Below are 22,418 nucleotides of genomic sequence, written 5' to 3'. Positions count from 1 at the left end.
CACTAAATGATGCTTTTTCTACACTTAGTTGTGTACAATATGTGACCAAAGGAGGATTCAACATGGAAATGAACGTCGAAACGAATTCCTCTCCTACGGCGCCAAAGCCAAGTAAGCAAACCGGCTGGCGCATTTGGTGGAGTTTACTACGTCCCCATACATTAACAGCAGCTTTCGTTCCTGTTTTCATCGGAACAGCCTATGCGATGCAGGTCGGAGGTATAAATCAAATACATCTCCCTCTTTTCCTTATGATGCTTCTCGCTTGTCTTCTCATTCAAGCAGCAACAAACATGTTTAATGAATACTTTGATTATAAAAGAGGACTCGATCACGAAGGGTCAGTCGGTATCGGCGGCGCTATCGTTCGCGATGGCATTCAGCCGAAAACAGTGCTTAACTTAGCATTTGGATTTTTCGGCATCGCAATACTATTAGGTGTTTATATTTGTATGAATTCTAGCTGGTGGCTTGCTGCAATCGGTCTTGTTTGTATGGCCGTTGCCTACCTTTATACAGGTGGCCCACTTCCAATTGCCTATACACCATTTGGAGAGTTAACAGCCGGATTATTTATGGGTGTCATTATTATTGGGATTTCATTCTTTATTCAAACTGGAACTGTAACATCAGAAGTCATTTTATTATCTATTCCAAGCTCCATTTTAATTGGTGCCATTTTACTAGCTAATAACATTCGTGACTTAGATGGCGATAAAGAAAACGGTCGTAAAACGTTAGCAATTCTCGTCGGACGTGAAAGAGCCGTTGGTGTACTCGCTTCTATGTTCATCGTTTCTTATATTTGGACAATCGCTCTAATTATCGTGAACATCGTATCGCCGTGGATGCTTATCGTATTTTTAAGTGCACCGAAAGCATTGAAAGCGACGAAAGGCTTTATCGGCAAAAGCATTCCAATGGAAATGGTACCTGCGATGATTGCAACAGCGAAAACAAATACAATCTTCGGTCTCCTCATGGGAATCGGATTATTGCTTGGATATTTTCTATAAAAAGGAGCTGCTTATGCGGCTCTTTTTTTATACCGATTTCCGAGCTGAAATTCAGCTCATAATTCCTACTCTCAACGCTCATACTATGTAAAGAAACTGACTTGTAGGAAGGTGGAAGACTATGTTAACTCCACAACAAATAAATCAATTTAAATCTATTTTAGAAAAACAACAGCAAGAAGTTGAAGTAACAATACAAACTCATGAGAATACAGATCGTGCTTCTGAACGCGATTCTGTTGGAGAATTATCTAGCTATGACAATCATCCAGGTGATATGGCTACAGAATTATACGAACGCGAGAAAGATTTCGGGCTCATCGAATTTTGGCATAAGCAGCTAGAAGATACGAAACATGCCCTGCAAAAAATTGAAGCAGGTACGTATGGAATTTGCGAAGTATCTGGCGAAGAAATTCCGTTTGAAAGATTAGAGGCAATGCCAACCGCTACAACGTGTATTCAGCACACTACAAATAAATTAAATATGAACACGCGACCAGTTGAAGAAGAGGTGTTGGCTCCTTCTTTTCACAAGCACGACGAAGATCATTCTGTAGAATACGATGCTGAAGATGCATGGCAAGATGTCGCAAATTACGGGACATCAGAAACACCGTCCGATTTAGAAAGACAGGATTCCAAAAACTATAATGGCATGTACGTAAATAGTGAGGAAAATGTTGGGTATGTAGAGGATTTCGAAAATTTTATAGGAACAGACATGTATGGCAAAAATCCGCAAGTTTTCGCCACAGAAGAACATGAAGAGTATGAACAAATGCTTGATGACTTTGAAGAGCGCACTTTCAAAGGCGAGTTATCTTCAAATGAATCTAGCTCCAAAGAATAAAAAAAGCATTCCGAAATTCGGAATGCTTTTTATCGCTAGCTAATTAGTTTTTTGTAACGTTAGCTGCTTGTGGTCCGCGGTTTCCTTCAACGATTTCGAAAGAAACTTCTTGACCTTCTTCTAAAGTTTTGAAGCCGTCGCCTTGGATAGCTGAGAAATGTACGAATACGTCTTCTCCGCCTTCAACTTCGATGAAGCCAAAACCTTTTTCGCCGTTAAACCATTTAACTTTACCTGTTTGCATGTCATGTACCTCCTAAATAAAAATGAAACTATGAATCCACATGAAAAGGTGGATATAAAGGACATGAATGTATAACAAGCTTACAGCCTTTAATACAACGTGCTTTATTTCCGTACCACATTATGTAGCTCAATAGTGTTTTCACTATATCATGCTATGTCAAAAACGTCAAATGAGAACACTTTCAAACCATCGTTTTTTATAATCCTAGTATAACCTTAAATTTTCATTCTATTTTTATTCAAAAATTAACAAATCTACAGTATTCTAATTCCTTTGATTTTTGTACAATATAATTACTACATATGATGAGGTGAAAAAATGCAAGCACATGAAATCGAGTATAAATTATATGGCGATGATATGCAGTTTGTTGAAATTGAATTAGATCCAGAAGAAAGCGTTATCGCAGAAGCTGGCGCAATGATGATGATGGAAGATCATATCGAAATGGAAACCATTTTCGGTGATGGTTCTGGCCCATCTAGTGGTCTATTCGGTAAATTAATGGGCGCTGGTAAGCGTCTCGTTACAGGTGAAAGTATGTTTATGACTGTCTTTACAAATACAGGTCATGGCAAGCGCCACGTATCATTCGCCGCTCCTTATCCAGGAAAAATCATCCCTGTTGATTTAACACAATATCAAGGGAAAGTCGTTTGTCAAAAAGACGCGTTTCTTTGTGCAGCAAAGGGCGTTTCTATCGGAATTGAGTTTACGAAAAAAATTGGAACTGGTTTCTTCGGTGGTGAAGGTTTCATCATGCAGAAACTTGAAGGTGATGGACTCGCTTTCATGCATGCAGGAGGAACTGTATATAAGCGTGAATTAAAACCTGGCGAAAGACTTCGCATCGATACAGGTTGTCTCGTTGCCATGACAAAAGACGTTAACTACGATATCGAGTTCGTTGGAAAAGTAAAAACAGCTCTATTTGGCGGCGAAGGTTTATTCTTCGCAACGTTAGAAGGTCCTGGAACGGTTTGGATTCAGTCCCTAACACTTAGCCGTTTAGCAGCACGCCTTACAAGCCCAGCAGCTCAAAACAGCGGTGAAGGCAGCGTTTTAGGCGGACTTGGACGTCTTTTAGATGGGAAAGAATAAAACAAAAAAGAGATAGTCCCCTTCATAGGGAACTATCTTTTTTTGGACTGTATAAACCATTTTGAATCGTATTGGATTCCATAACCTCATTAGCCGCGCTTCTTCTTCATATTTATAAAGGAAAGGTTCAAGCCTAATTTTCAAACTTCCTCAAAAGAATGAATCAAGTCCCTCACTGCATATATTGAACTATACCTTTTCTTAAGGAGGGCTTCCTTAATGCGTACTCCTTTATCCTTCGATAAAGATACTGCCATATTGTTAGCTTCTTGTTGTGAGTTAACGTATGAACAATATAAACAAAATGGGATTTTCGAAATACCGGATGGTTTTCAATATGTACAAGGCTTTCAAGGAAAAACCATTCAAACGACAGAATGGTTTGGATTCATACTAGAATCTGAGGATACGATTATTGTAGCTTTTCGCGGGACACAAACAGATACAGACTGGATTATCGATTCACTCGTTAACCAAAAACCATACCCATATGCTTTAAACAGCGGAAATGTCCATAACGGCTTTCTTTCCATTTATGAATCTTGTCGAGATTCTATTATGGATATGCTCGTATCACTACCAGCCCATAAAAAACTTCTTGCAACAGGTCATAGCTTAGGCGGCGCGCTCGCCACACTACATATACTCGATGCGCGTATCAACACCGCCTTCGCACAGTACGGTCTTTATACATTTGCCTCTCCCAAAGTGGGCGATATTGCATTTCGTAATTATTATAAACTACAAGTAGCTAGTAGCTTTCGCTTTGTTAATCTATTTGATGTCGTTCCTCTTCTTCCTCCGCGCAATGTCCATTTTAATGACCAAGACTGGGAATATGCACACGTTCATCACAATATGACTTTTACAAAAAACACAAAATCTATTACAAATAATCATGCCATGACAACATACAAAACATGTCTGACTTCTCATTTTTAACCAGGTAATGATTGGAAATTCTATATCCTTATACTATAATAGTATATGAAGTTATTTTTGGATGAGGGGACCTTACATGCTAAAATTTATCTTTGCACTTTTTCTCATTATAATTTTTTCGTTTACAGGTTTCTTTACATTTTCATACTTTGCGACGGGAGAATATGGTGGAACAGGTATCATATATACCGCTATCCCATTTCTTTCTTAAGCAAAAAAAGAAAACCGAGCTTAATGAGATTAAGCTCGGTTTTTCAAGTGATTATATTCCTCTTTTAAAAGTGAATACACTTTAGCATCCCTATACGTATAATTCATTTTTACACTTTGTCTCCATGAATAAAAGTCCCTTCAAAAGGGACTTTCACTTAATACTGTGTAACCGCATTACCAATACTCCAAATCTCATTACTATACTGTAAAATCGTTCGATCACTCGCAAAATGACCAGACTGTGCAATATTTAAAATCGACATTTCTAGCCACTTCGTTCGATTTTCATACGCTCTACCAACAGCTTCTTGCCTTTCCGCATATGGACCAAAATCTCGCAGAACGAAGTATTCATCATTTTGAATTACGAGAGAATCATAAATCGCTTCAAATTCAGCTCCCGAATGTGCAAAGAAACCATTCGTTAACTGATCTACTACTTTTTTAATATGCATATTGTGGTGATAATAATCACTTGCACGATATCCACCATTTTGATAGTAATGAAGAACCTCTTCCGCTGTTAAGCCAAAAATGAAACAGTTATCATCACCGACCCGGTCTTTTATTTCAACATTAGCTCCATCTAACGTTCCGAGTGTAATCGCACCATTCATCATAAATTTCATATTCCCCGTTCCTGATGCTTCTTTACTCGCAGTTGAAATTTGCTCACTCACATCCGCAGCTGGGAATATATCTTCCGCTAAAGACACTCGATAGTTTTCTAGAAAGATAACTTTCATATATTGGCTTACGTACGGATCATTATTCACTTTCCTTGCGAGTTCATTGATTAATTTAATAATTTTTTTCGCATAGTAATAGCCAGGTGATGCTTTCGCTCCAAAGATAAAAGTACGCGGGTAAAATGTAAAACTAGCATCCTCTTTCAAACGGTTATACAAATATAAAATATGAAGAACATTTAATAATTGTCGTTTGTAAGCATGTAGTCTTTTTACTTGCACATCAAAAATAGAATTAGGATCAATTGTAATCCCCATTTTATTATGAATGCGCTCCGCTAAAATCTCTTTACGCTCTTGTTTTACCTCTGCAAATTTCTCTTGGAAACTCGCATCATATTGAACTAATTGTAGCTCTTGAAGCTTAATCGGTTCTTTCTTCCACTCTGTTCCAATTGCCTCTGAAATAAGGTTCGTCAGCTGCGGATTCGCCTTCATTAACCAACGTCTATGAGCGATTCCATTCGTTTTATTATTAAACTTATCTGGATAAAACTCATAAAACAGTCGCATTTCACGTTGCTTTAAAATTTCCGTATGAATTTTTGCTACACCATTTACGCTATGGCTACCGACAATTGCTAAATGAGCCATTTTCACAAGATCATGCGCAATAATCGCCATCTCTTCAATACGATGCCATTCATATGGATAACGTTCCCAAAGTTCATGACAGAAACGTTCATTAATCTCTTCAATAATCATATAAATTCTCGGTAATAACGGTTTGAAAATGTGAATTGGCCACTTCTCAAGCGCTTCTGATAACGTCGTATGATTCGTATAAGAAATCGTTTGCGTTGTTATGTGCCAAGCTTCTTCCCATGCTAGTTTTTCTTCATCTAATAAAATACGCATCAGTTCTGGAATCGCCAAAACGGGATGTGTATCATTAATATGAATCGCAATTTTCTCATGTAATTGACGAAGGTCACCATATCTTTCTCTATGCATACGAACGATATTTTGCAAACTTGCTGATACGAGGAAATACTGTTGTTTCAAACGAAGTATTTTCCCCTCATCATGCGTATCATCTGGATATAAAAACTCCGATACCGCCTCTGTTTCACGCTTATATTTCAAAATATCTTTACAATTTTGCGGGAAAGGAACTGGTTCAGCATTCCAAAGTCTGAGTGTATTTACAGTACTCGTCTCATAACCTACTACTGGAACGTCATATGGTACTGCCATAATCACTTCTGCATTCGTATGCCTGAACTCTAAACGCCCGTCAATGTATAGCGGTTCCACATTGCCGAAATAACTTACTTCTACAGCTTGATCATGCCTTCTTACTTCCCATACGTTTTCATGAAGAAGCCACTGTTCTGGAAATTCAACTTGATAACCATCAACAATTTTTTGATCAAATAAGCCATGTTTGTAACGAATTCCACAGCCATGACCTGGTAAGTTTAAAGATGCAAGTGAATCAAGGAAACAGGCTGCTAATCGTCCAAGTCCACCATTTCCAAGACCTGCATCTGCTTCCACCTCTTCTAACTGTTGCAAAGAAATCCCAAGCTCAGAAAGTCCTTGCTCACATACATCCCTGATGCCTAAATTTAATATGTTACTTCCAAGCAAACGCCCAAGTAAAAACTCAATGGATAAGTAATACATTTGCTTTTGCTCTCCAGACCGATAACTTTCGTTCGTTGCAATCCATTGACTATTCATATACTCACGTACCATGTACCCAAGCGTATTGTATTGATCACGAGTTGTAGAGTCTTTAAAACTTTTACCATACATCGTCTCTAACTTTTCTAGAAAAGCTGATTTGAAACTTTCAACATGAGTAAACATTTCTTCACCACCTACATGTTATTCCATGAGACTTTTATACAATTTCTTATAGGCAAGAGCTGATTTCTCCCAGCTATAATCTTCAGTCATCGCTTGTTTTACAAGCTGCTCCCACACCGGTTTATCATGATAAAATTCAATTGCACGAAGAACCGTGTGCAACATGTCATGTGCATTAAAGTTCGTGAAACTGAAACCATTTCCTTCTCCAGTTTCTTCGTCATAAGATTGTACAGTATCATTTAATCCGCCTGTCTCTCTTACAATCGGAATTGTACCGTACGCTAATGCGATAAGTTGTCCAAGTCCACACGGTTCAAATAGTGATGGCATTAAGAATAAATCACTTCCTGCATACACTTGGTGGGCTAGTTCTTCATTAAATCCGATATACACTTTTACCTTCTCAGGATACTCGTATGCCATCCACTCAAAGAATTGTTCATATTCAGAATCACCTGATCCTAAAATAATACATTGCACATCTTCCTCCATTATTTCGCGGAATACAGTACGTACTAAATCAAGACCTTTTTGCTTCGTTAATCTCGTTACCATTGAAATAATTGGTGTATCTTCTTTTTCTGGCAAACCAAAATAACGCTGCAAGGCGCGTTTATTTTCATTCTTTTCCTCTAATGACTCTGCATCATACTGAGCAGTAATATACGAATCCGTTTCTGGATTATATACGCTCGTATCAATTCCATTTACGATGCCGCTAAGCTTACCATTATTTTTTCGTAACAATCCATCTAACTTCTCACCGAAAAACTCATATTGAATTTCCTCTTTGTATGTCGGGCTAACCGCTGTAATTTGATCAGAAGCGATAATTCCGCCCTTCATAAAGTTCACATTTCCATAGAACTCTAGCTGCTCACTATGAAAATATTCGTCACCAAGTTCTAACAAGTCGTACATCACTTCAGGAGGAAATACACCTTGGAACTGCAAGTTATGAATCGTATACACCGTTTTAATATGCTCATATAATGGATTATCTTGATACTTTTCACGCAGTAAGAAATTCACCATAGCTGTATGCCAATCGTGGCTATGGAGAACATCCACTTCGAAATCAAGATGCGGAATACACTCTAAAACTGCTTTCGAAAAATAAGAAAAACGCTCTCCATCATCATAATGACCATATAGAGAATCTCTCTTAAAATAATATTCATTATCTATTAAGTAATACTTAATCCCGTCTTGCTCACCTTTTAAAATTCCGCAATATTGATTTCTCCACCCAAGCGGGACGTTAATTACTTTATGTAACGTACATCCATCCCTTAATTTTTGCGGAATAAGACTATAATTTGGAAGTATAATGCGAACGTCCACACCTAATTTTTTCAGCTCTTTTGGGAGCGCACCTGCTACATCAGCTAATCCTCCCGATTTAACAAATGGTACACATTCTGATACTGCAAATAAAATATTCACTTGTTGTCCCACTGCACGAAAAGCTTATACGACTTCCCTTGCAGCTTCCTCCCTTCGAGTTTTCATTTGAATGAATGCTTTAATCAGTGGAGGAAAAACCCCCACTGATTCTTTTAAGAATAACTATTAATCGTACTGCTTTGAACGCTTCCTTTTTCTACAACATATGGATCATCGGCGTTTCCTTTTAGTACAACACCGTCACCAATTTTCACGTCTTTATCAATAATAACACCTTCTATTATACAGTTATCTCCAATTTTGCTCTTTTGCATAATAATGCTATTACGAACAATTGAACCTTTTCCAATTGTAACAGAACGGGAGATAACACTATTTTCTACTTCTCCTTCAATAATACTGCCGTTTGCAATCATTGTATTTTTCACGGCTGCACCCTTCAGGTAACGAGTTGGTGGTTCATCTTTTACTTTCGTAAAGATCGGTGCTTCTTTCTTAAATAATTGCTTCCAAATAGCAGGCTGCAAAATTTCTAAGCTATGTTTATAGTAACTTTCAATCGAATCAATAATAGCTACATATCCTGTATGCTCATACGTAGCAATATGCAGTGATTTTCCGCGCTTTTCTCTCACTACATCAAATAAACTGTATTGCTCCACATCTTTATATGTCTCAAATAAATCTAACAATAATTGTTTCTTTAACACGTATGTTTGAAGCGAAACCCCTTCATGGCAAACTTCAGTAATATCAGCTGCCGTATGTATATGTCGCTCTAACACCGCTTGAAAATTTAATGCTGTTACGAGATGGCTATTCGTAATAACAACGTATTCTTCTCTAGCTCTTAAAAAATAATCAATATGTCTTCTAAAATGTGCAAAAGATCCAAATTCATCTTGGTCACATTGGCAATTTGGCGGGAATAAAAACAATCCGTCTCTTTTTCTATCTAAATCCCACTGTTTTCCTGAACCAACATGGTCCATTAGTGAACGGTTTTTATGACTTGTAAAAACCGCTACACTATGAATATTAGAATTCACCATATTTGAAAGCATGAAATCAATGAGTCGGTAACGGCCCCCAAACGGTAACGCCGCTAATGAACGATGCCCTGTTACTTTCTTTAAGGAAGGAAAACTTCCCGTTGCATTAATAATTCCTAACATTTTTTCTCCCATTCATTTCATCCCCCTTTTCTATTTCCCTTCAGCAATGAGTACTACATCGTCGACATTTTTTTCTGGACGAATAATTGTTCCATCTTCAATAACCATTTCCGAACCAACGATCGCTCTTTCAATCACAACATTTTTACCAATCTTCGCTCCTGGCATAACGACCGAATCAATAACCATACTACCTTCTTCCACCGTCACCCCTTGGAATAACACAGAATGCTTCACGTCCCCTTCAATGACGCATCCTTCGTTAATAAGTGATTCTTCTACTTTTGCCTTTTCTGCAATATATTGAGGTGGCTCATTTGGATTCACAGAATAAATACGCCAATTACGATCATTTAAATTCAGTGATGTTTCATCGCGAAGTAAATCCATATTCGCTTCCCATAAGCTCTTCACCGTTCCAACATCTTTCCAATATCCTTCAAACGGATACGCCATCAGCTTTTTCCCTTCATCTAATAAAAGCGGAAGTACATCTTTTCCGAAATCATTACTAGATTCAGGATTTCTTGCATCCATCTCTAAATACTCTTTCAAAATTGCCCAGTTAAAAATATAAATTCCCATTGATGCAAGATTACTTCTTGGAAATTGCGGTTTCTCTTCAAATTCAACAATCTCCATCTCTTCGTTCGTATTCATAATACCGAAACGACTCGCTTCATCCCACGGCACTTCAATAACAGAAATCGAAACGTCCGCTTCTTTCTCAATATGGTAATCTAGCATTTTACTGTAATCCATTTTATAAATATGGTCGCCTGATAAAATCAGAACATATTCTGGTTCGTACTGACTTAAATAGTTTAAGTTTTGATAAATGGCACTTGCCGTACCTGTGTACCACTTCACCCCTGAAGATTCTGCATAAGGAGGTAACACTGTGACTCCACCGCTTACTCGGTCTAAATCCCAAGCATTGCCGATTCCGATATAGTTATGAAGTTCAAGTGGTTGATATTGCGTCAAAATCCCCACTGTTTCAATACCAGAATTCGCACAGTTGCTTAGCGTAAAATCAATAATGCGATATTTACCACCAAATGGAACAGCTGGCTTGGCTAAATTTTTTGTTAATGCACTTAATCGACTACCTTTTCCCCCTGCTAGTAACATTGCTACGCATTTTTGTTTTTGAGCCATCTTGTTTTTTGCTCCCCTTTCTCGTCTTCACTGGTCGTAATATGGATACGCCAAATGGTGGAATTGTAATTTCTACATGCGCCGCTTGATTATGATACGGCTCTTGAATCGTCTTGAGACGTTTCTTATTCACTTGCCCCGAGCCGCCATATTGCTCAGCGTCACTGTTTAAAATCTCGTTATAATACTCAAAATCTGGCAAGCCTACTTTATAGTTTTCATATGTAGCTTTAGTAAAATTACATACGACAACTAACGCATCTTCTTGTTTATCCCCTTGGCGGATAAACGAGAAAATACTTTGCTCATGATTATTAGCATCTATCCACTGAAATCCTTCAGGTGAATGATCAAGCTGCCAAAGTGGTTTGGAGCGCTTATACAATGCTATGAGCTCTTTAAAGTAATCATGCATATAACGATGCATTTCAAAATCATGTAAATTCCAATCTAAATCTTCAAGGTCTTTCCACTCATCAAACTGCCCGAATTCTCCACCCATAAAGAGTAATTTCTTACCTGGATGAGTAAAGAAATATCCATATAATAAACGAAGTTGAGCAAACTTATCCCAGTAATCTCCTGGCATTTTATTTAATAACGACTTTTTCCCATGAACGACTTCATCATGAGAAAGCGGTAATATGAAATTTTCAGAGTAAGCATATATTAAAGAGAACGTCATTTTCTCATGAATATACTTCCTATACTCAGGCGCACACTCCATATATTTCAGCACATCATTCATCCAGCCCATATTCCATTTGTAATTGAATCCAAGCCCACCTTCATACGTTGGAGCTGTTACAAGTGGCCAAGCTGTTGAATCTTCTGCTGTCATAAGAAAATCTTCATCTTCTGCAAACACCGCTTCATTTAACTCTCGTAAAAATGAAACAGCGTGCTCATTACTTTGCTCTTGTCCTTCTTTATTCCAGTACAGCATGTTCGCAACTGCATCCACCCTGAAACCGTCAATGTGGAAATACTTCATCCAAAATAACGCATTTGAAATTAAGAAATTACGTACTTCCCTCTTCCCTAAATCAAAATTAACAGTTCCCCATACTAGGTTTTCTTGTACATCTATATCTTTATATTCATAAGTCGGTGTCCCATCAAACAAATATAAACCGTGAGCATCTTTACAAAAATGCCCCGGCACCCAATCTAAAATGACACCGATTCCATATTTATGACATTCATCGACAAAATACATCAAATCATGTGGCGTGCCGAATCTACTTGTCGCTGCATAATATCCCGTCCCCTGATATCCCCAAGAACGATCATATGGATGCTCAACAAGCGGCATAATTTCAATATGTGTAAATTGATGTTCCACCACATACGGAATGAGCTCCTCGGCCATTTCTCTATAAGAATACAGAGCGCCATCTTCTTTCTTTTTCCAAGAACCGAAATGTAATTCATAAACTGTCATCGCTTCTTTATAAATCGATTTTTTCTTTCTCTTACGAATCCAGTTTTTATCATTCCATTCATATCCCTCTATATCAAAAACTACAGATGCCGTATTTGGTCTTACTTCTGCATATACTGCGTAAGGATCTGCTTTTAAAATCACATCACCGTCCATCGTTTCAATCGCATACTTATATATCTCATTCTCTTCAATATGCGGTACAAACAAGGACCAAATCCCATCTTCTGTCACTTGTAGCATCTTATGTTGCTCATAATCCCATTCATTAAAATCTCCAACAACACTCATTGCTTTCGCATGAGGAGCCCATACTGTGAATCGTACACCTCGCATCCCATCTTCCGTCACAATATGTGCCCCAAAGATGTTATAACTGTCATAGTACTTTTCTGTATGAAACTCATCTCGTTTCACTTCTTCACAATTTATTACATCCAATATGTTCACCTCACTAAGATGACAGAAATTTTTTACTCTTTATCATTTCTGCGAAAAACTGAAATATCCTTGTTATTTTTTAAAAAATATTCGTTTTTTTCTTTAATTTCGCTTAAAATATTCAAATTTACTGTGTAAAATATCGAATTTTGACGAATATTCATTGCAAACGCTTCATTTCCTACTAGTCTTTCATCCTATTATTTATTTCTCAACCTTTATTTTATTAGATTTATCCTATTTTACTCGCTATTTATCACTTAAAATCGCCACAAAATAATCTGTCATAAAAAATGTTTCTCAACATTTTTTTGTCATAATTTTATTGAAATGGAAAATTCATAAGCCTATACTTGTTCTCAATAAAGAACATCGACCTTTCGTAATTATAATTCATAGTGGACTACTGTGTTTACTTATTTATCCTTGTTACGAACGGTCGCTATAAAAAATTTAACTAGGGGGCTTTCTTATGTCATTAAAACAAAAGGTTGGAATGGGAGTTGTCACAGCTTCACTTGGCTTATCCCTTACATTCGGTGGTGTATTCGCCTATTTCAGTGATGCTGAAACATCTAGTAACTCATTCCAAGCTGGTACACTAGATCTTTCTATTAACCCAAGTGTAATCGTTAACGTGAAAGATTTAAAACCAGGCGATTTGATTGAAAGAAATTTCAAGCTTGAAAACAAAGGATCATTGGATATTGCGAAAGTAGCACTTGAAACATCCTATGACGTTACAGATGCAAAGCAAAATAATGATGGTGAAGATTTAGGTGATCATATCATCGTCAAATTTTTAGTGAATGATGGAAAGCCATCTAATCCAAACGATGATCATGAAATTTTGTGGGAAACAAAACTATCAAAATTAAAAACTATGAAACCTGAAGATGTAGCTACTTCTCTAGAACGTCATAACTTAATAGATGGTATTAAATCTGGTGAAACAGATTCCTTACATGTGCTCTTCTCCTTTGAAGATAACGACCAGGATCAAAATAAATTCCAAGGTGATTCCTTACAGCTAAACTGGACATTCCATGCAGAGCAAACACCTGGCGTGGAGAAATAAATTTTAAAATATAAATTATCGGAGGCCTATATATGAAAAAGAAAAATCGTTTTGTTACCGGAATTGTAACGGCTGGCGTTCTATTTTCAACTGCCCTTCCGTTCAATGTTCTCGCTGAAAACCCAATTAACCAAATTGACTCTTCCAGCGTCCAGTCTTTACTATCAAAACTTTCTAAAGAACAACGTCAGGCATTACAAACGTTAGATACCAATCCTGGTTTTACTATTTCGCCAGATATTAATACGAGTAGTTCTGAACCAGTAAATATCATTGTAGAGTTTCAAACTGCTCCAGTAAAGATTAATGAATTAAAGCAAAAAGAAAAAGGGTTACAAGCTGCTCCTAAAAATATAAAAGCACGTATTGATCAAGAACATGAAGAATTCCAAAAAGGACTCAAACGTCTTTATCAATTTAGCCCATCAGTAAAATCAGGGAATTTCCAGTCTGTACAAATTAAACGTTCTTATAAGCATGCTATAAATGGCGTTGCGCTGACATTACCTGCCAATACAGTTGAAGAATTGTTACGAATTGGCGTTGTAAAACGTATTTGGAAAGATTACGAAGTGAAACTAAATTTACCAAAACAAGCAGAGCAGAAAGCACCTCAAAAACTAACAGATAGCATTCCACAAATTGGGGTAGATAAGTTACATAGCGAGGGCATTACCGGAAAAGGAATTAAAGTTGGTGTATTAGATACAGGTATTGATTACAATCATCCCGACTTAAAAGACGTGTATAAAGGCTATCGCGCAAAACCGGGTGAAGATTCTAGTAAGGTAGACCCAAACTCCGTAAAAGGTTGGGACTTTATTAATAACGATGCAGATCCGATGGAAACAACTTATACAGAGTGGCAACAATCTGGTGCTCCTGAATTTGATGATCGCGGTTCTTCCTTCTACACTGCGCATGGTACTCACGTAGCAGGTATCGTTTCTGCTCAAAAGAAAAACAAATCAGATTCCGCAGTAAAAGGTGTTGCACCTGACATTGAACTGTATAACTACCGAGTACTCGGTCCTTATGGAAGCGGAGATAGTTCCGGTATTATTGCTGCAATCGATAAATCTATTTCTGACGGTATGAACGTCATTAACTTATCGTTAGGTGACGATAGCAACAATCCGCTTGATCCAACGTCTATCGCTGTCAATAATGCAATGCTTTCAGGCGTTGTTACAGTCGTTGCTGCTGGTAACTCTGGTCCAAATCCAGCAACACTCGGATCACCAGGCGCTTCTCCATTTGCTATTACAGTCGGAGCAAGTGATAGCTCTATTTCCTTACCGAAACTATCAGGTCATGCTGGACAATTACAATTCCCTAATCTAATTTTATTCGGCAAAAACTTCACTGATAAAATAGAAGATTTCAAAGGAAAATCTCTCCCTATTGAATCTGTAGGAATTGGTACTCCTGACGAGTTTAGTAAAAAAGATGTAAAAGGAAAAATCGCTCTCGTTGCACGTGGTACAATTTCATTTGATGAAAAGATCGCAAATGCGAAACAAGCTGGTGCAACAGCAGTTATTATTTATAACAATGTGGATGGAGAAATTCCTAACTACATTGGCGAAAGCACAAAATACATTCCTGCATTCCGCCTAACGAAAGAAGATGGCGAAAAACTAAAAGCTCAAATCGAACAAGGCAAAACATCCTTAACTTTCGATGAAATCAATTACATTCAAACAGAAGGCGATCATCTTGCAGACTTTAGCTCACGCGGTCCTGTTACATCAAATGATGATATTAAACCTGATATTACAGCGCCTGGTGTTGCGGTACTTTCAACGGTACCGGAATATATTAACGACCCACAAGAAGGTGAAAACTACGATGTTTCCTATGAACGTATGCAAGGAACATCTATGGCATCTCCACATATCGCTGGCGTTGCTGCTCTTATTTTACAAGAACACCCAGAATACTCTCCATTCGATGTAAAAGCGTCTCTTATGAACACTGCTGATGATTTAAAAGAAAAGTATTCCGTATATGAAGTGGGAGCTGGAAGAGTAGATGCTTATAACTCTGTTCACACTGAAACAAGTTTTAAAGTGTTAGATACGACAAAAACGATTGTAAACGATGAAGTGATTGAAGTACCCGAAGAAACTGGATCCATTGCATTCGGTAAATACTATCAAAAAGATGGGGAATCTCTTGAACAAAAACGAAAAATTAAAGTTGAAAATCGCAATAAACAAGAGAAGAAAGAATTTAAAACAGAAATTTCTTATACACCAGCATCTTCTGCTATTAACGATGCTACCGCAAACGGTGTAAAAGTTTCTACTTCTGAAACAATTACAATTGATGCTGGAAAATCAGATGAAATTGAAGCAAAAATCAATATTCCAGCTGGTGCAAAGCAAGGCCGATATGAAGGATATATTCATATTACAAATACGAAAAATAAAGAAGAAACATATCAAATTCCGTTCTCTATTCGTGTATCAGAGCCTGGTATTGAAAATGCACTGTTATCAAGAAAAACAATCTCAACTGATACATCTAAATTCAATCCATACCGTGAATCGTATTTGCACGGGGCATTCCAATTAAACAGCGAACTGGAGACGTTAGACCTTATCGTGAAAGATTCAAAAACAAATAAAGCGCTTGGCTTCATCGGAATGTTAAACACGAGTGGACTAAAAACGGACGTGTATTACTACTTAGATTCATTCTTTAACGGCAGAGTGTATCCTTTTACAAATGATCCTGCAAAACCAATTGGTGATGAGAAAATCGACTTACCAGAAGGTGATTACACAATTGAGTTTGTTGGCTATGATAAAGCCGGAAAAGCACGTGTGAAAGGTGATTATGTCGTAATTGATAATACACCGCCAGAAGTGAAATTAACTGGATTACAGCCTGGTATTTATGAATTAAATGAAGAAAACTATACAGTAGAAGACGGTAAAAAAGCACTATGGATTAAAGGAAATGTATATGATTCTAACGTTGACTACTTAAAAGGAAAAGGATTTAACATTACGCAAGAAGCGAATGGTGTTATGTACTATGATTATTCTCCATACTTGCATAAGTTTTTGCCTATTAATGCAAATGGTGACTTTAAAGTTGGCATTACTCCTGAATCCTTTAAGGTGGAAGGCCCAATGAATACAGGCGTATATATTTTCGATTATGCAACTGCAGGTCCTGACTACCCAAGCGGTGTAAATAACTATTGGTTTATCCCGCAAGGCGCTCAATATGCAAAAGCTAGTTACGATAAAAAGGAATTATATAAAGATGATGAATTCACTGTGACGCTAAACGCCAAACATGTGAAACAATTTATATCTGGAGAATTTAACGTAAAATTCCTAGAGAAGAACTTCAAATTTGCAAATGCGAAATTGAATCCTGCTTTTGAAAAGCTCCTTTCTGAAAAAGGGGTAACGGCAAAAGTGAATGAACCTAAATTAGAAGAAGGTTCTGTCACAGTAGGCGGAGCTATCGATGACAAAAACTTTGCTGGGTTAGATGGTGATTTCCCGTTCATTGATGTAACTTTCAAAGTAGAAAATGATGAATTTTATGAAGCAAATGCTCAATTAGATTTAGCAGTGTTTGCTTACTGGAAACAAGGTGAATCAGAGCCAAACAGAATGCGTGTACTTCAAGATCAAACATTCTCAGTAATGTCTTTAAACTCACTAGCAGAAGGCAATATTAAACCTGGTGCATTCTTAAATGAACGTGGCTATTTAGATGAGAAATTCGATTATACAAAGCTTGGCGTAAAAGTATATGCAACAGATTCTTACCGTCATAAGTTTGAAGGCTCACTTGATAAATACGGTTACTTCAAACTGAATGGACTTCCTGTTAATAAACGCGACTACAACTTATACGTGGAGATTCCAGGGCATTTAACAAGCCGACTAACAACGAAATTAGGTACTGAAAAAGATGGTAAGCTACTTGGCCAATATTATTATGCACGCCTTGATGAAAGCCTTGCAGGTGATGTAAACGGAGATAAAGTAATTGATATTAAAGATGCAGAAATTATCGCTAGCAACTATGATAAAAAAGGACTGTCTGTAAAAGACGGTGACCTTAACAAAGATGGTATTGTCGACGAAAAAGATATTCGCTTCGTTGAAAAGAACTTCTTGAAGAAAGGTCCAGATGCATCTAACTCAAAAACACCTGTTGAAAAATCAAAAAGCGGTACACTTGCAGATATTTTAAAGAAATTAGGATTAACGCCTAAAAAATAATAATAAAGAGCACTCTATATAAAGTAGAGTGCTCTTTTCTATAAACGACCCTTATCCAGCAAAAGGGGTATATTGGGGATATACAAGGGAAACCGGAAAAGGAATTTATATTAAATTATATGAATTCAGAGGTAGGAAGCAGTGTCCCGCCTCTGAATGGTTTAACAATTATTATAGTACTGGTGCCATTGTTTCTTTTAATACTTTTACAGAATGAGCGAATTTCGCTTTTTCATCTTCATTTAGCTCAAGTTCTACGATCTCACGTACACCTTCGCGGTTAATAACAGCTGGAACACCTACGAAAGCATCTTTCTCACCATATTGTCCTTCAAGATATGCAGATACAGTTAATACGCTGTTCTCGTTGCTTAAGATTGCTTTAGTTACACGAAGTAGTGACATACCGATTCCGTAGTAAGTTGCACCTTTACGCTCGATGATATGGTAAGCTGCATCACGTACGTTTTCGAAGATTTTATCTAAGTCTTCTTGTTTGTACTGTTCGTTGTTAGCTAAGATTGTTTCTAGTTTTTGTACACCGATAGTAGCGTGGCTCCATACTGGAAGTTCAGTGTCACCGTGTTCACCAACGATGTAAGCATGAACGTTACGTGGATCTACATCTAAGTAGTCACCTAACATGTAACGGAAACGAGCAGAGTCTAAAGTAGTACCAGAACCGATTACGCGCTCTTTTGGTAAACCAGATTCTTTCCAAGTTACGTAAGTTAAAATATCAACTGGGTTTGTAGCGATTAAGAAAATTCCATCGAATCCGCTATCCATAATGCCGCGAACGATTTGTTTAAAGATCTTTGTATTTTTCTCAACTAAGTCTAAACGAGTTTCACCTGGCTTTTGTGGTAATCCAGCAGTGATAACAACTAGATCTGCATCTTTACAATCTGCATAGCTACCGCTCCAAACTTTTGTTGGTGATGGAGAGAATGGTACCGCATGGCTTAAGTCCATTGCTTCCCCTTCTGCTTTTGCTTCATTAACATCTACTAATACGAATTCTTCAGCTACACCTTGGTTGATCATTGAGTAAGCGTAACTACAACCTACAGCTCCTGTTCCTACTAATACTACACGATTGATACCTTTTTTCATGTTAATTTCCCCTCTCTATTGTTCACATATATTTTTTTATGATTGTTTAAGTAATTAATTAAAATACTAATTTAATGTTGTTTAACTTCTTTACATTCATATTGTAGCACGTATCATTGTGAATTACTTCACAAATTATGACCTATTTGTGAACTTTTTCACATAGAGTGTAAAGTTGATGGAATAGGTGTGGAATCCATACCAAATTAGGTGTTTTCTTTAGATTGTGAATAAAAATGTAATCACATTATAAGATTAAACTGACTGATCACATCATCCCCTTACAAGATGGACGTCAATTAGCTTATATAGAATACGATGAACTAAATGGATTAGCATATACTTTAACACCTCCCTTTTAACCATTACTGTATATTAATAAAAAGAATATCCGTTAAAATCATGCATTCTTTTCTAGTAATAAACCATCCAATATAAGTGATAGGCTATGCAAAGCTTTAGACAACTGCATCTCTGCATCTTCAGAATTCGCAATCCAACAAGCAAGGTCCACTAGTCCGCCATTTATGAATCTTGCTAAAGCCTCACAGTCCGTCTTTTCAATAATAGAGTCCTTCATTAATTGTTGAAGTATCTCCGCCATCGTCGTTAAACATTTCGACTGTGATGATTGATAATAACTAGTTCCTAATACTGCCGGTGCATCTCGAAGTACGATTCGCTGAATTTCTGGATTAAGTGCCATTGTTAAATACGCACGACAACGCCCAACAAATCCTTCCCATTTTCCTTCGGCCTCATCTGATACTTCCCCTAATTTATTATCCATTTCCATGTCAATTTCTTTTACAACCGCTTCTAACAATCCTTTTTTATCACCAAAATGATGATAAATTGCACCACGTGTTAAACCGACAGATGCTGTAAAATCATCCATAGACGTATTTACATATCCAACTGTACCAAAAGCCTCTCTTGCTGCACTCAGCAATTTAGCACGTGTTTCAGTGATCATTTCTGCTCTTGTTTTTTTAATCATCTTTTCCTCCTACTTCTATTCATCCTCTTTATTAAAAATGAATTGCATTATAGTACCGTTCTCTATGTAAAAGAATAACTCCTTTAAACGTCAGCTCTCTATCTAGAGATAAAACATTTAAATTGACATACGCTCCGTATGTTAATACGGATATTGGCATATGGTGCGTATGTCAATTATTTCTAGCTTACAAGATAGTATAACTTCTTACCTATATCCTACATTGACTCACTGTCCCTTTTTATAGAAGGTATTAATGAAACAGAGGAGGAGTTAAAAGAATGAAGAATGTATATGTAAACGTCAAATACTTTGGTGATTATCATGTTTAATTCCTACCGTGAGATTTTCAGTACTCCTGGTACAAAAGGATTCTCATTAGCAGGATTTATAGCTCGGATGCCCATATCAATGATGGGTATTGGTATTGTTACAATGTTATCTCAGTTACGTGGTGACTATTGGCTTGCTGGAGCTGTTGCAGCCACCTTTACATTATCATCTGCTTTACTAGCTCCTCATATTTCTCGTATGGCCGATCAATTAGGGCAATCTCGCATACTTCTTCCGACTGCAGGTATCAGTGTTTTCTTTACGATCCTCTTACTTCTATGTACGAAATATGAAGCTCCTTATTGGACACTATTTCTATCCGCCTTATGTGCAGGTTGTATGCCAAACATGTCAGCTATGGTACGTGCGCGTTGGACTAAACTATACCGTGGATCCCACAAATTGCATACAGTATTTTCCTTTGAATCGGTCGTCGACGAAATTTGCTTCATAATTGGTCCTGTATTATCTGTCAGTTTAAGTGTTATGTTCTTCCCAGAAGCCGGACCACTTTTATCATCTGTTTTTCTCACAATTGGGGTATGCCTATTCACCATGCAAAAAAGCACAGAACCGCCTGTGCACCCTCATGACATTACAAACAAAGGAACAGTATTTAAAATTGGTTCTTTGCGAGTACTAGTATTCACACTCATTGCTATAGGCACTATCTTCGGCACAATAGATGTCGTTAGTGTAGCTTTTGCTGAACAGCAAGGAAACACAGTAGCTGCTAGCTTTGTGCTTTCTGTCTATGCAATCGGTTCATGCCTTGCAGGTCTAATTTTCGGTACTCTTAAACTCAATACTCCACCCTATAATCAGTTTTTAATAGCAGTCACACTTTCCATGATAACAATGCTGCCACTAGTTCTCGTAAGCACTATTACTTGGCTAGTAGTTATTGTTTTCTTTGCAGGGTTATCTGTCGCTCCTACTATGATTATTACTATGGGGCTTGTGGAAAAAATCGTACCTGAATCAAAAATAACTGAAGGAATGACTTGGGCAATTACAGGACTTGGTATTGGAGTCTCTCTAGGATCAGCAGTAGCTGGTTTAGTTATTGATAACTTTGGAGCTCGTGCAGGGTTTAGTGTTGCTATTATAGCAGGAGGCCTTGCCTTAACTATTGCACTTTTAGGATACAAAACTCTCCACTCCGCATATAGTCATGCTGTTATGAAACCGGATGGGCATTCAGCAGAGAGTTAAAACATATTCAAAAAATAGGATTACCTCTTCTTATGTGTAAGGAGAGGTAATCCTATTTAAATTAATATAACTTTTTAAACTTATTATTTATAATCTGTTATAGCTTCCTCTATATTTATAAACAACAAAAAAGAGATAGCAGATTATGCTATCTCTTTTAGTATGACCCGTACGGGATTCGAACCCGTGTTACCGCCGTGAAAGGGCGGTGTCTTAACCACTTGACCAACGGGCCAATTCTGGCAGAGAAGAAGGGATTCGAACCCTCGCACCGCGTTCGCGATCTACTCCCTTAGCAGGGGAGCCCCTTGAGCCACTTGGGTACTTCTCTATAATATGGCTCCGCAGGTAGGACTCGAACCTACGACCGATCGGTTAACAGCCGATAGCTCTACCACTGAGCTACTGCGGAATAATTATGGTGGGCCTAAATGGACTCGAACCATCGACCTCACGCTTATCAGGCGTGCGCTCTAACCAGCTGAGCTATAGGCCCATAATTGAAAAGCGGGTGAAGAGAATCGAACTCTCGACCAGAGCTTGGAAGGCTCTTGTTTTACCACTAAACTACACCCGCATTAAATTGTAAATGGTGAGCCATGAAGGATTCGAACCTTCGACCCTCTGATTAAAAGTCAGATGCTCTACCAACTGAGCTAATGGCTCATTTTGAAAGTGGTGCCGACTAGAGGACTTGAACCCCCAACCTACTGATTACAAGTCAGTTGCTCTACCAGTTGAGCTAAGTCGGCTTGCGACTTCAAAATGGTGGCTCGGGACGGAATCGAACCGCCGACACGAGGATTTTCAGTCCTCTGCTCTACCGACTGAGCTACCGAGCCTTTATGTAAAA

General features: G+C 37.7%; 16 protein-coding genes and 8 tRNA genes. 8 read left to right on the top strand and 16 right to left on the bottom strand.

The annotated features are described in order from the left end of the window. The first annotated feature begins 62 nt into the window (after positions 1 to 62). Together ILT06_RS00115 and ILT06_RS00110 are read left to right on the top strand one after the other, a co-directional pair. On the top strand, positions 63 to 1,016 hold the full coding sequence (locus ILT06_RS00115) for a 1,4-dihydroxy-2-naphthoate polyprenyltransferase (protein ID WP_000425755.1): 954 nt from the start codon (positions 63 to 65) through the stop codon (positions 1,014 to 1,016). Between the two features lie 121 nt (positions 1,017 to 1,137). Next, positions 1,138 to 1,869: a yteA family sporulation protein gene (locus ILT06_RS00110; protein ID WP_064474437.1), complete on the top strand. Its 732-nt coding sequence runs from the start codon at positions 1,138 to 1,140 to the stop codon at positions 1,867 to 1,869. A gap of 43 nt (positions 1,870 to 1,912) precedes the next feature. Here the strand turns inward: ILT06_RS00110 and cspD are convergent, their stop codons facing one another. Continuing rightward, positions 1,913 to 2,113 (bottom strand): cold-shock protein CspD, encoded by a 201-nt coding sequence (gene cspD / locus ILT06_RS00105; protein ID WP_001193052.1) that lies wholly within the window; start codon positions 2,111 to 2,113, stop codon positions 1,913 to 1,915. A 321-nt stretch (positions 2,114 to 2,434) separates the two neighbouring features. Between cspD and ILT06_RS00100 the strand changes: the two genes are divergently transcribed. From ILT06_RS00100 to ILT06_RS32350, 3 genes are all read left to right on the top strand, one after another. Then, complete coding sequence (locus ILT06_RS00100; protein ID WP_001147830.1) at positions 2,435 to 3,217, top strand: TIGR00266 family protein; 783 nt, start codon at positions 2,435 to 2,437, stop codon at positions 3,215 to 3,217. A 219-nt stretch (positions 3,218 to 3,436) separates the two neighbouring features. Beyond that, on the top strand, positions 3,437 to 4,159 hold the full coding sequence (locus ILT06_RS00095; protein WP_001260119.1) for a lipase family protein: 723 nt from the start codon (positions 3,437 to 3,439) through the stop codon (positions 4,157 to 4,159). A 76-nt stretch (positions 4,160 to 4,235) separates the two neighbouring features. Further along, entirely contained in the window at positions 4,236 to 4,370 is a 135-nt protein-coding gene (locus ILT06_RS32350) for a hypothetical protein (RefSeq protein ID WP_081257150.1), read from the top strand. Positions 4,371 to 4,527: 157 nt separating this feature from the next. Here ILT06_RS32350 and glgP read toward each other — a convergent pair whose 3' ends face one another. The 5 genes from glgP to glgB form a co-directional block, all read right to left on the bottom strand. Continuing rightward, on the bottom strand, positions 4,528 to 6,936 hold the full coding sequence (glgP, locus tag ILT06_RS00090) for a glycogen phosphorylase (protein WP_087984936.1): 2,409 nt from the start codon (positions 6,934 to 6,936) through the stop codon (positions 4,528 to 4,530). Between the two features lie 18 nt (positions 6,937 to 6,954). Further along, complete coding sequence (glgA, locus tag ILT06_RS00085; protein ID WP_149173700.1) at positions 6,955 to 8,385, bottom strand: glycogen synthase GlgA; 1,431 nt, start codon at positions 8,383 to 8,385, stop codon at positions 6,955 to 6,957. Positions 8,386 to 8,498: 113 nt separating this feature from the next. Next, on the bottom strand, positions 8,499 to 9,533 hold the full coding sequence (glgD, locus tag ILT06_RS00080) for a glucose-1-phosphate adenylyltransferase subunit GlgD (RefSeq protein ID WP_098101795.1): 1,035 nt from the start codon (positions 9,531 to 9,533) through the stop codon (positions 8,499 to 8,501). Between the two features lie 18 nt (positions 9,534 to 9,551). Further along, the gene (gene glgC / locus ILT06_RS00075; RefSeq protein ID WP_000057613.1) at positions 9,552 to 10,682 is read right to left on the bottom strand and encodes a glucose-1-phosphate adenylyltransferase; all 1,131 of its coding nucleotides are present in this window, start codon (positions 10,680 to 10,682) and stop codon (positions 9,552 to 9,554) included. Beyond that, entirely contained in the window at positions 10,630 to 12,567 is a 1,938-nt protein-coding gene (glgB, locus tag ILT06_RS00070; protein WP_098110811.1) for a 1,4-alpha-glucan branching protein GlgB, read from the bottom strand. The genes glgC and glgB overlap by 53 nt, the downstream gene beginning before the upstream one ends. A gap of 472 nt (positions 12,568 to 13,039) precedes the next feature. Here glgB and ILT06_RS00065 point away from each other — a divergent pair, with 472 nt between their 5' ends. Beyond that, on the top strand, positions 13,040 to 13,645 hold the full coding sequence (locus tag ILT06_RS00065; protein ID WP_064474432.1) for a CalY family protein: 606 nt from the start codon (positions 13,040 to 13,042) through the stop codon (positions 13,643 to 13,645). Positions 13,646 to 13,677: 32 nt separating this feature from the next. Next, a complete protein-coding gene (locus tag ILT06_RS00060) occupies positions 13,678 to 17,901 on the top strand; it encodes a S8 family serine peptidase (protein ID WP_149173701.1) in 4,224 nt (1,407 codons plus the stop codon). 171 nt (positions 17,902 to 18,072) lie between these two features. Here ILT06_RS00060 and ILT06_RS00055 read toward each other — a convergent pair whose 3' ends face one another. Both ILT06_RS00055 and ILT06_RS00050 read right to left on the bottom strand, forming a co-directional pair. Further along, the gene (locus ILT06_RS00055; protein ID WP_000715344.1) at positions 18,073 to 19,017 is read right to left on the bottom strand and encodes an L-lactate dehydrogenase; all 945 of its coding nucleotides are present in this window, start codon (positions 19,015 to 19,017) and stop codon (positions 18,073 to 18,075) included. A gap of 400 nt (positions 19,018 to 19,417) precedes the next feature. After that, positions 19,418 to 20,017, bottom strand: coding sequence for a TetR/AcrR family transcriptional regulator (locus tag ILT06_RS00050; RefSeq protein ID WP_064474430.1), 600 nt, complete (start codon positions 20,015 to 20,017; stop codon positions 19,418 to 19,420). Between the two features lie 324 nt (positions 20,018 to 20,341). On the opposite strand from ILT06_RS00050, the gene ILT06_RS00045 reads away from it, so the two are divergent. Then, positions 20,342 to 21,565 (top strand): MFS transporter, encoded by a 1,224-nt coding sequence (locus ILT06_RS00045; RefSeq protein WP_098101801.1) that lies wholly within the window; start codon positions 20,342 to 20,344, stop codon positions 21,563 to 21,565. A gap of 163 nt (positions 21,566 to 21,728) precedes the next feature. Here ILT06_RS00045 and ILT06_RS00040 read toward each other — a convergent pair. The 8 genes from ILT06_RS00040 to ILT06_RS00005 form a co-directional block, all read right to left on the bottom strand. Beyond that, a tRNA-Glu gene (locus tag ILT06_RS00040) sits at positions 21,729 to 21,800 on the bottom strand. Between the two features lie 5 nt (positions 21,801 to 21,805). Further along, positions 21,806 to 21,896: transfer RNA gene (locus ILT06_RS00035), tRNA-Ser, on the bottom strand. Between the two features lie 6 nt (positions 21,897 to 21,902). Beyond that, positions 21,903 to 21,977: transfer RNA gene (locus ILT06_RS00030), tRNA-Asn, on the bottom strand. A 7-nt stretch (positions 21,978 to 21,984) separates the two neighbouring features. Further along, positions 21,985 to 22,061, bottom strand: a tRNA-Ile gene (locus tag ILT06_RS00025). A 10-nt stretch (positions 22,062 to 22,071) separates the two neighbouring features. Then, a tRNA-Gly gene (locus ILT06_RS00020) sits at positions 22,072 to 22,142 on the bottom strand. Between the two features lie 13 nt (positions 22,143 to 22,155). Further along, positions 22,156 to 22,231 (bottom strand) — tRNA-Lys (locus ILT06_RS00015). Positions 22,232 to 22,241: 10 nt separating this feature from the next. Then, a tRNA-Thr gene (locus tag ILT06_RS00010) sits at positions 22,242 to 22,317 on the bottom strand. A gap of 14 nt (positions 22,318 to 22,331) precedes the next feature. After that, a tRNA-Phe gene (locus tag ILT06_RS00005) sits at positions 22,332 to 22,407 on the bottom strand. Positions 22,408 to 22,418: the final 11 nt, after the last annotated feature.

Source organism: Bacillus sp. 17RED48 (assembly GCF_019837545.1).
In the GTDB taxonomy this organism is placed as follows: Bacteria; Bacillota; Bacilli; order Bacillales; family Bacillaceae_G; genus Bacillus_A; species Bacillus_A wiedmannii.
The sequence above is the reverse complement of the archived record's forward strand: the minus strand, read 5'-3'. Positions and strand labels throughout refer to the sequence as shown.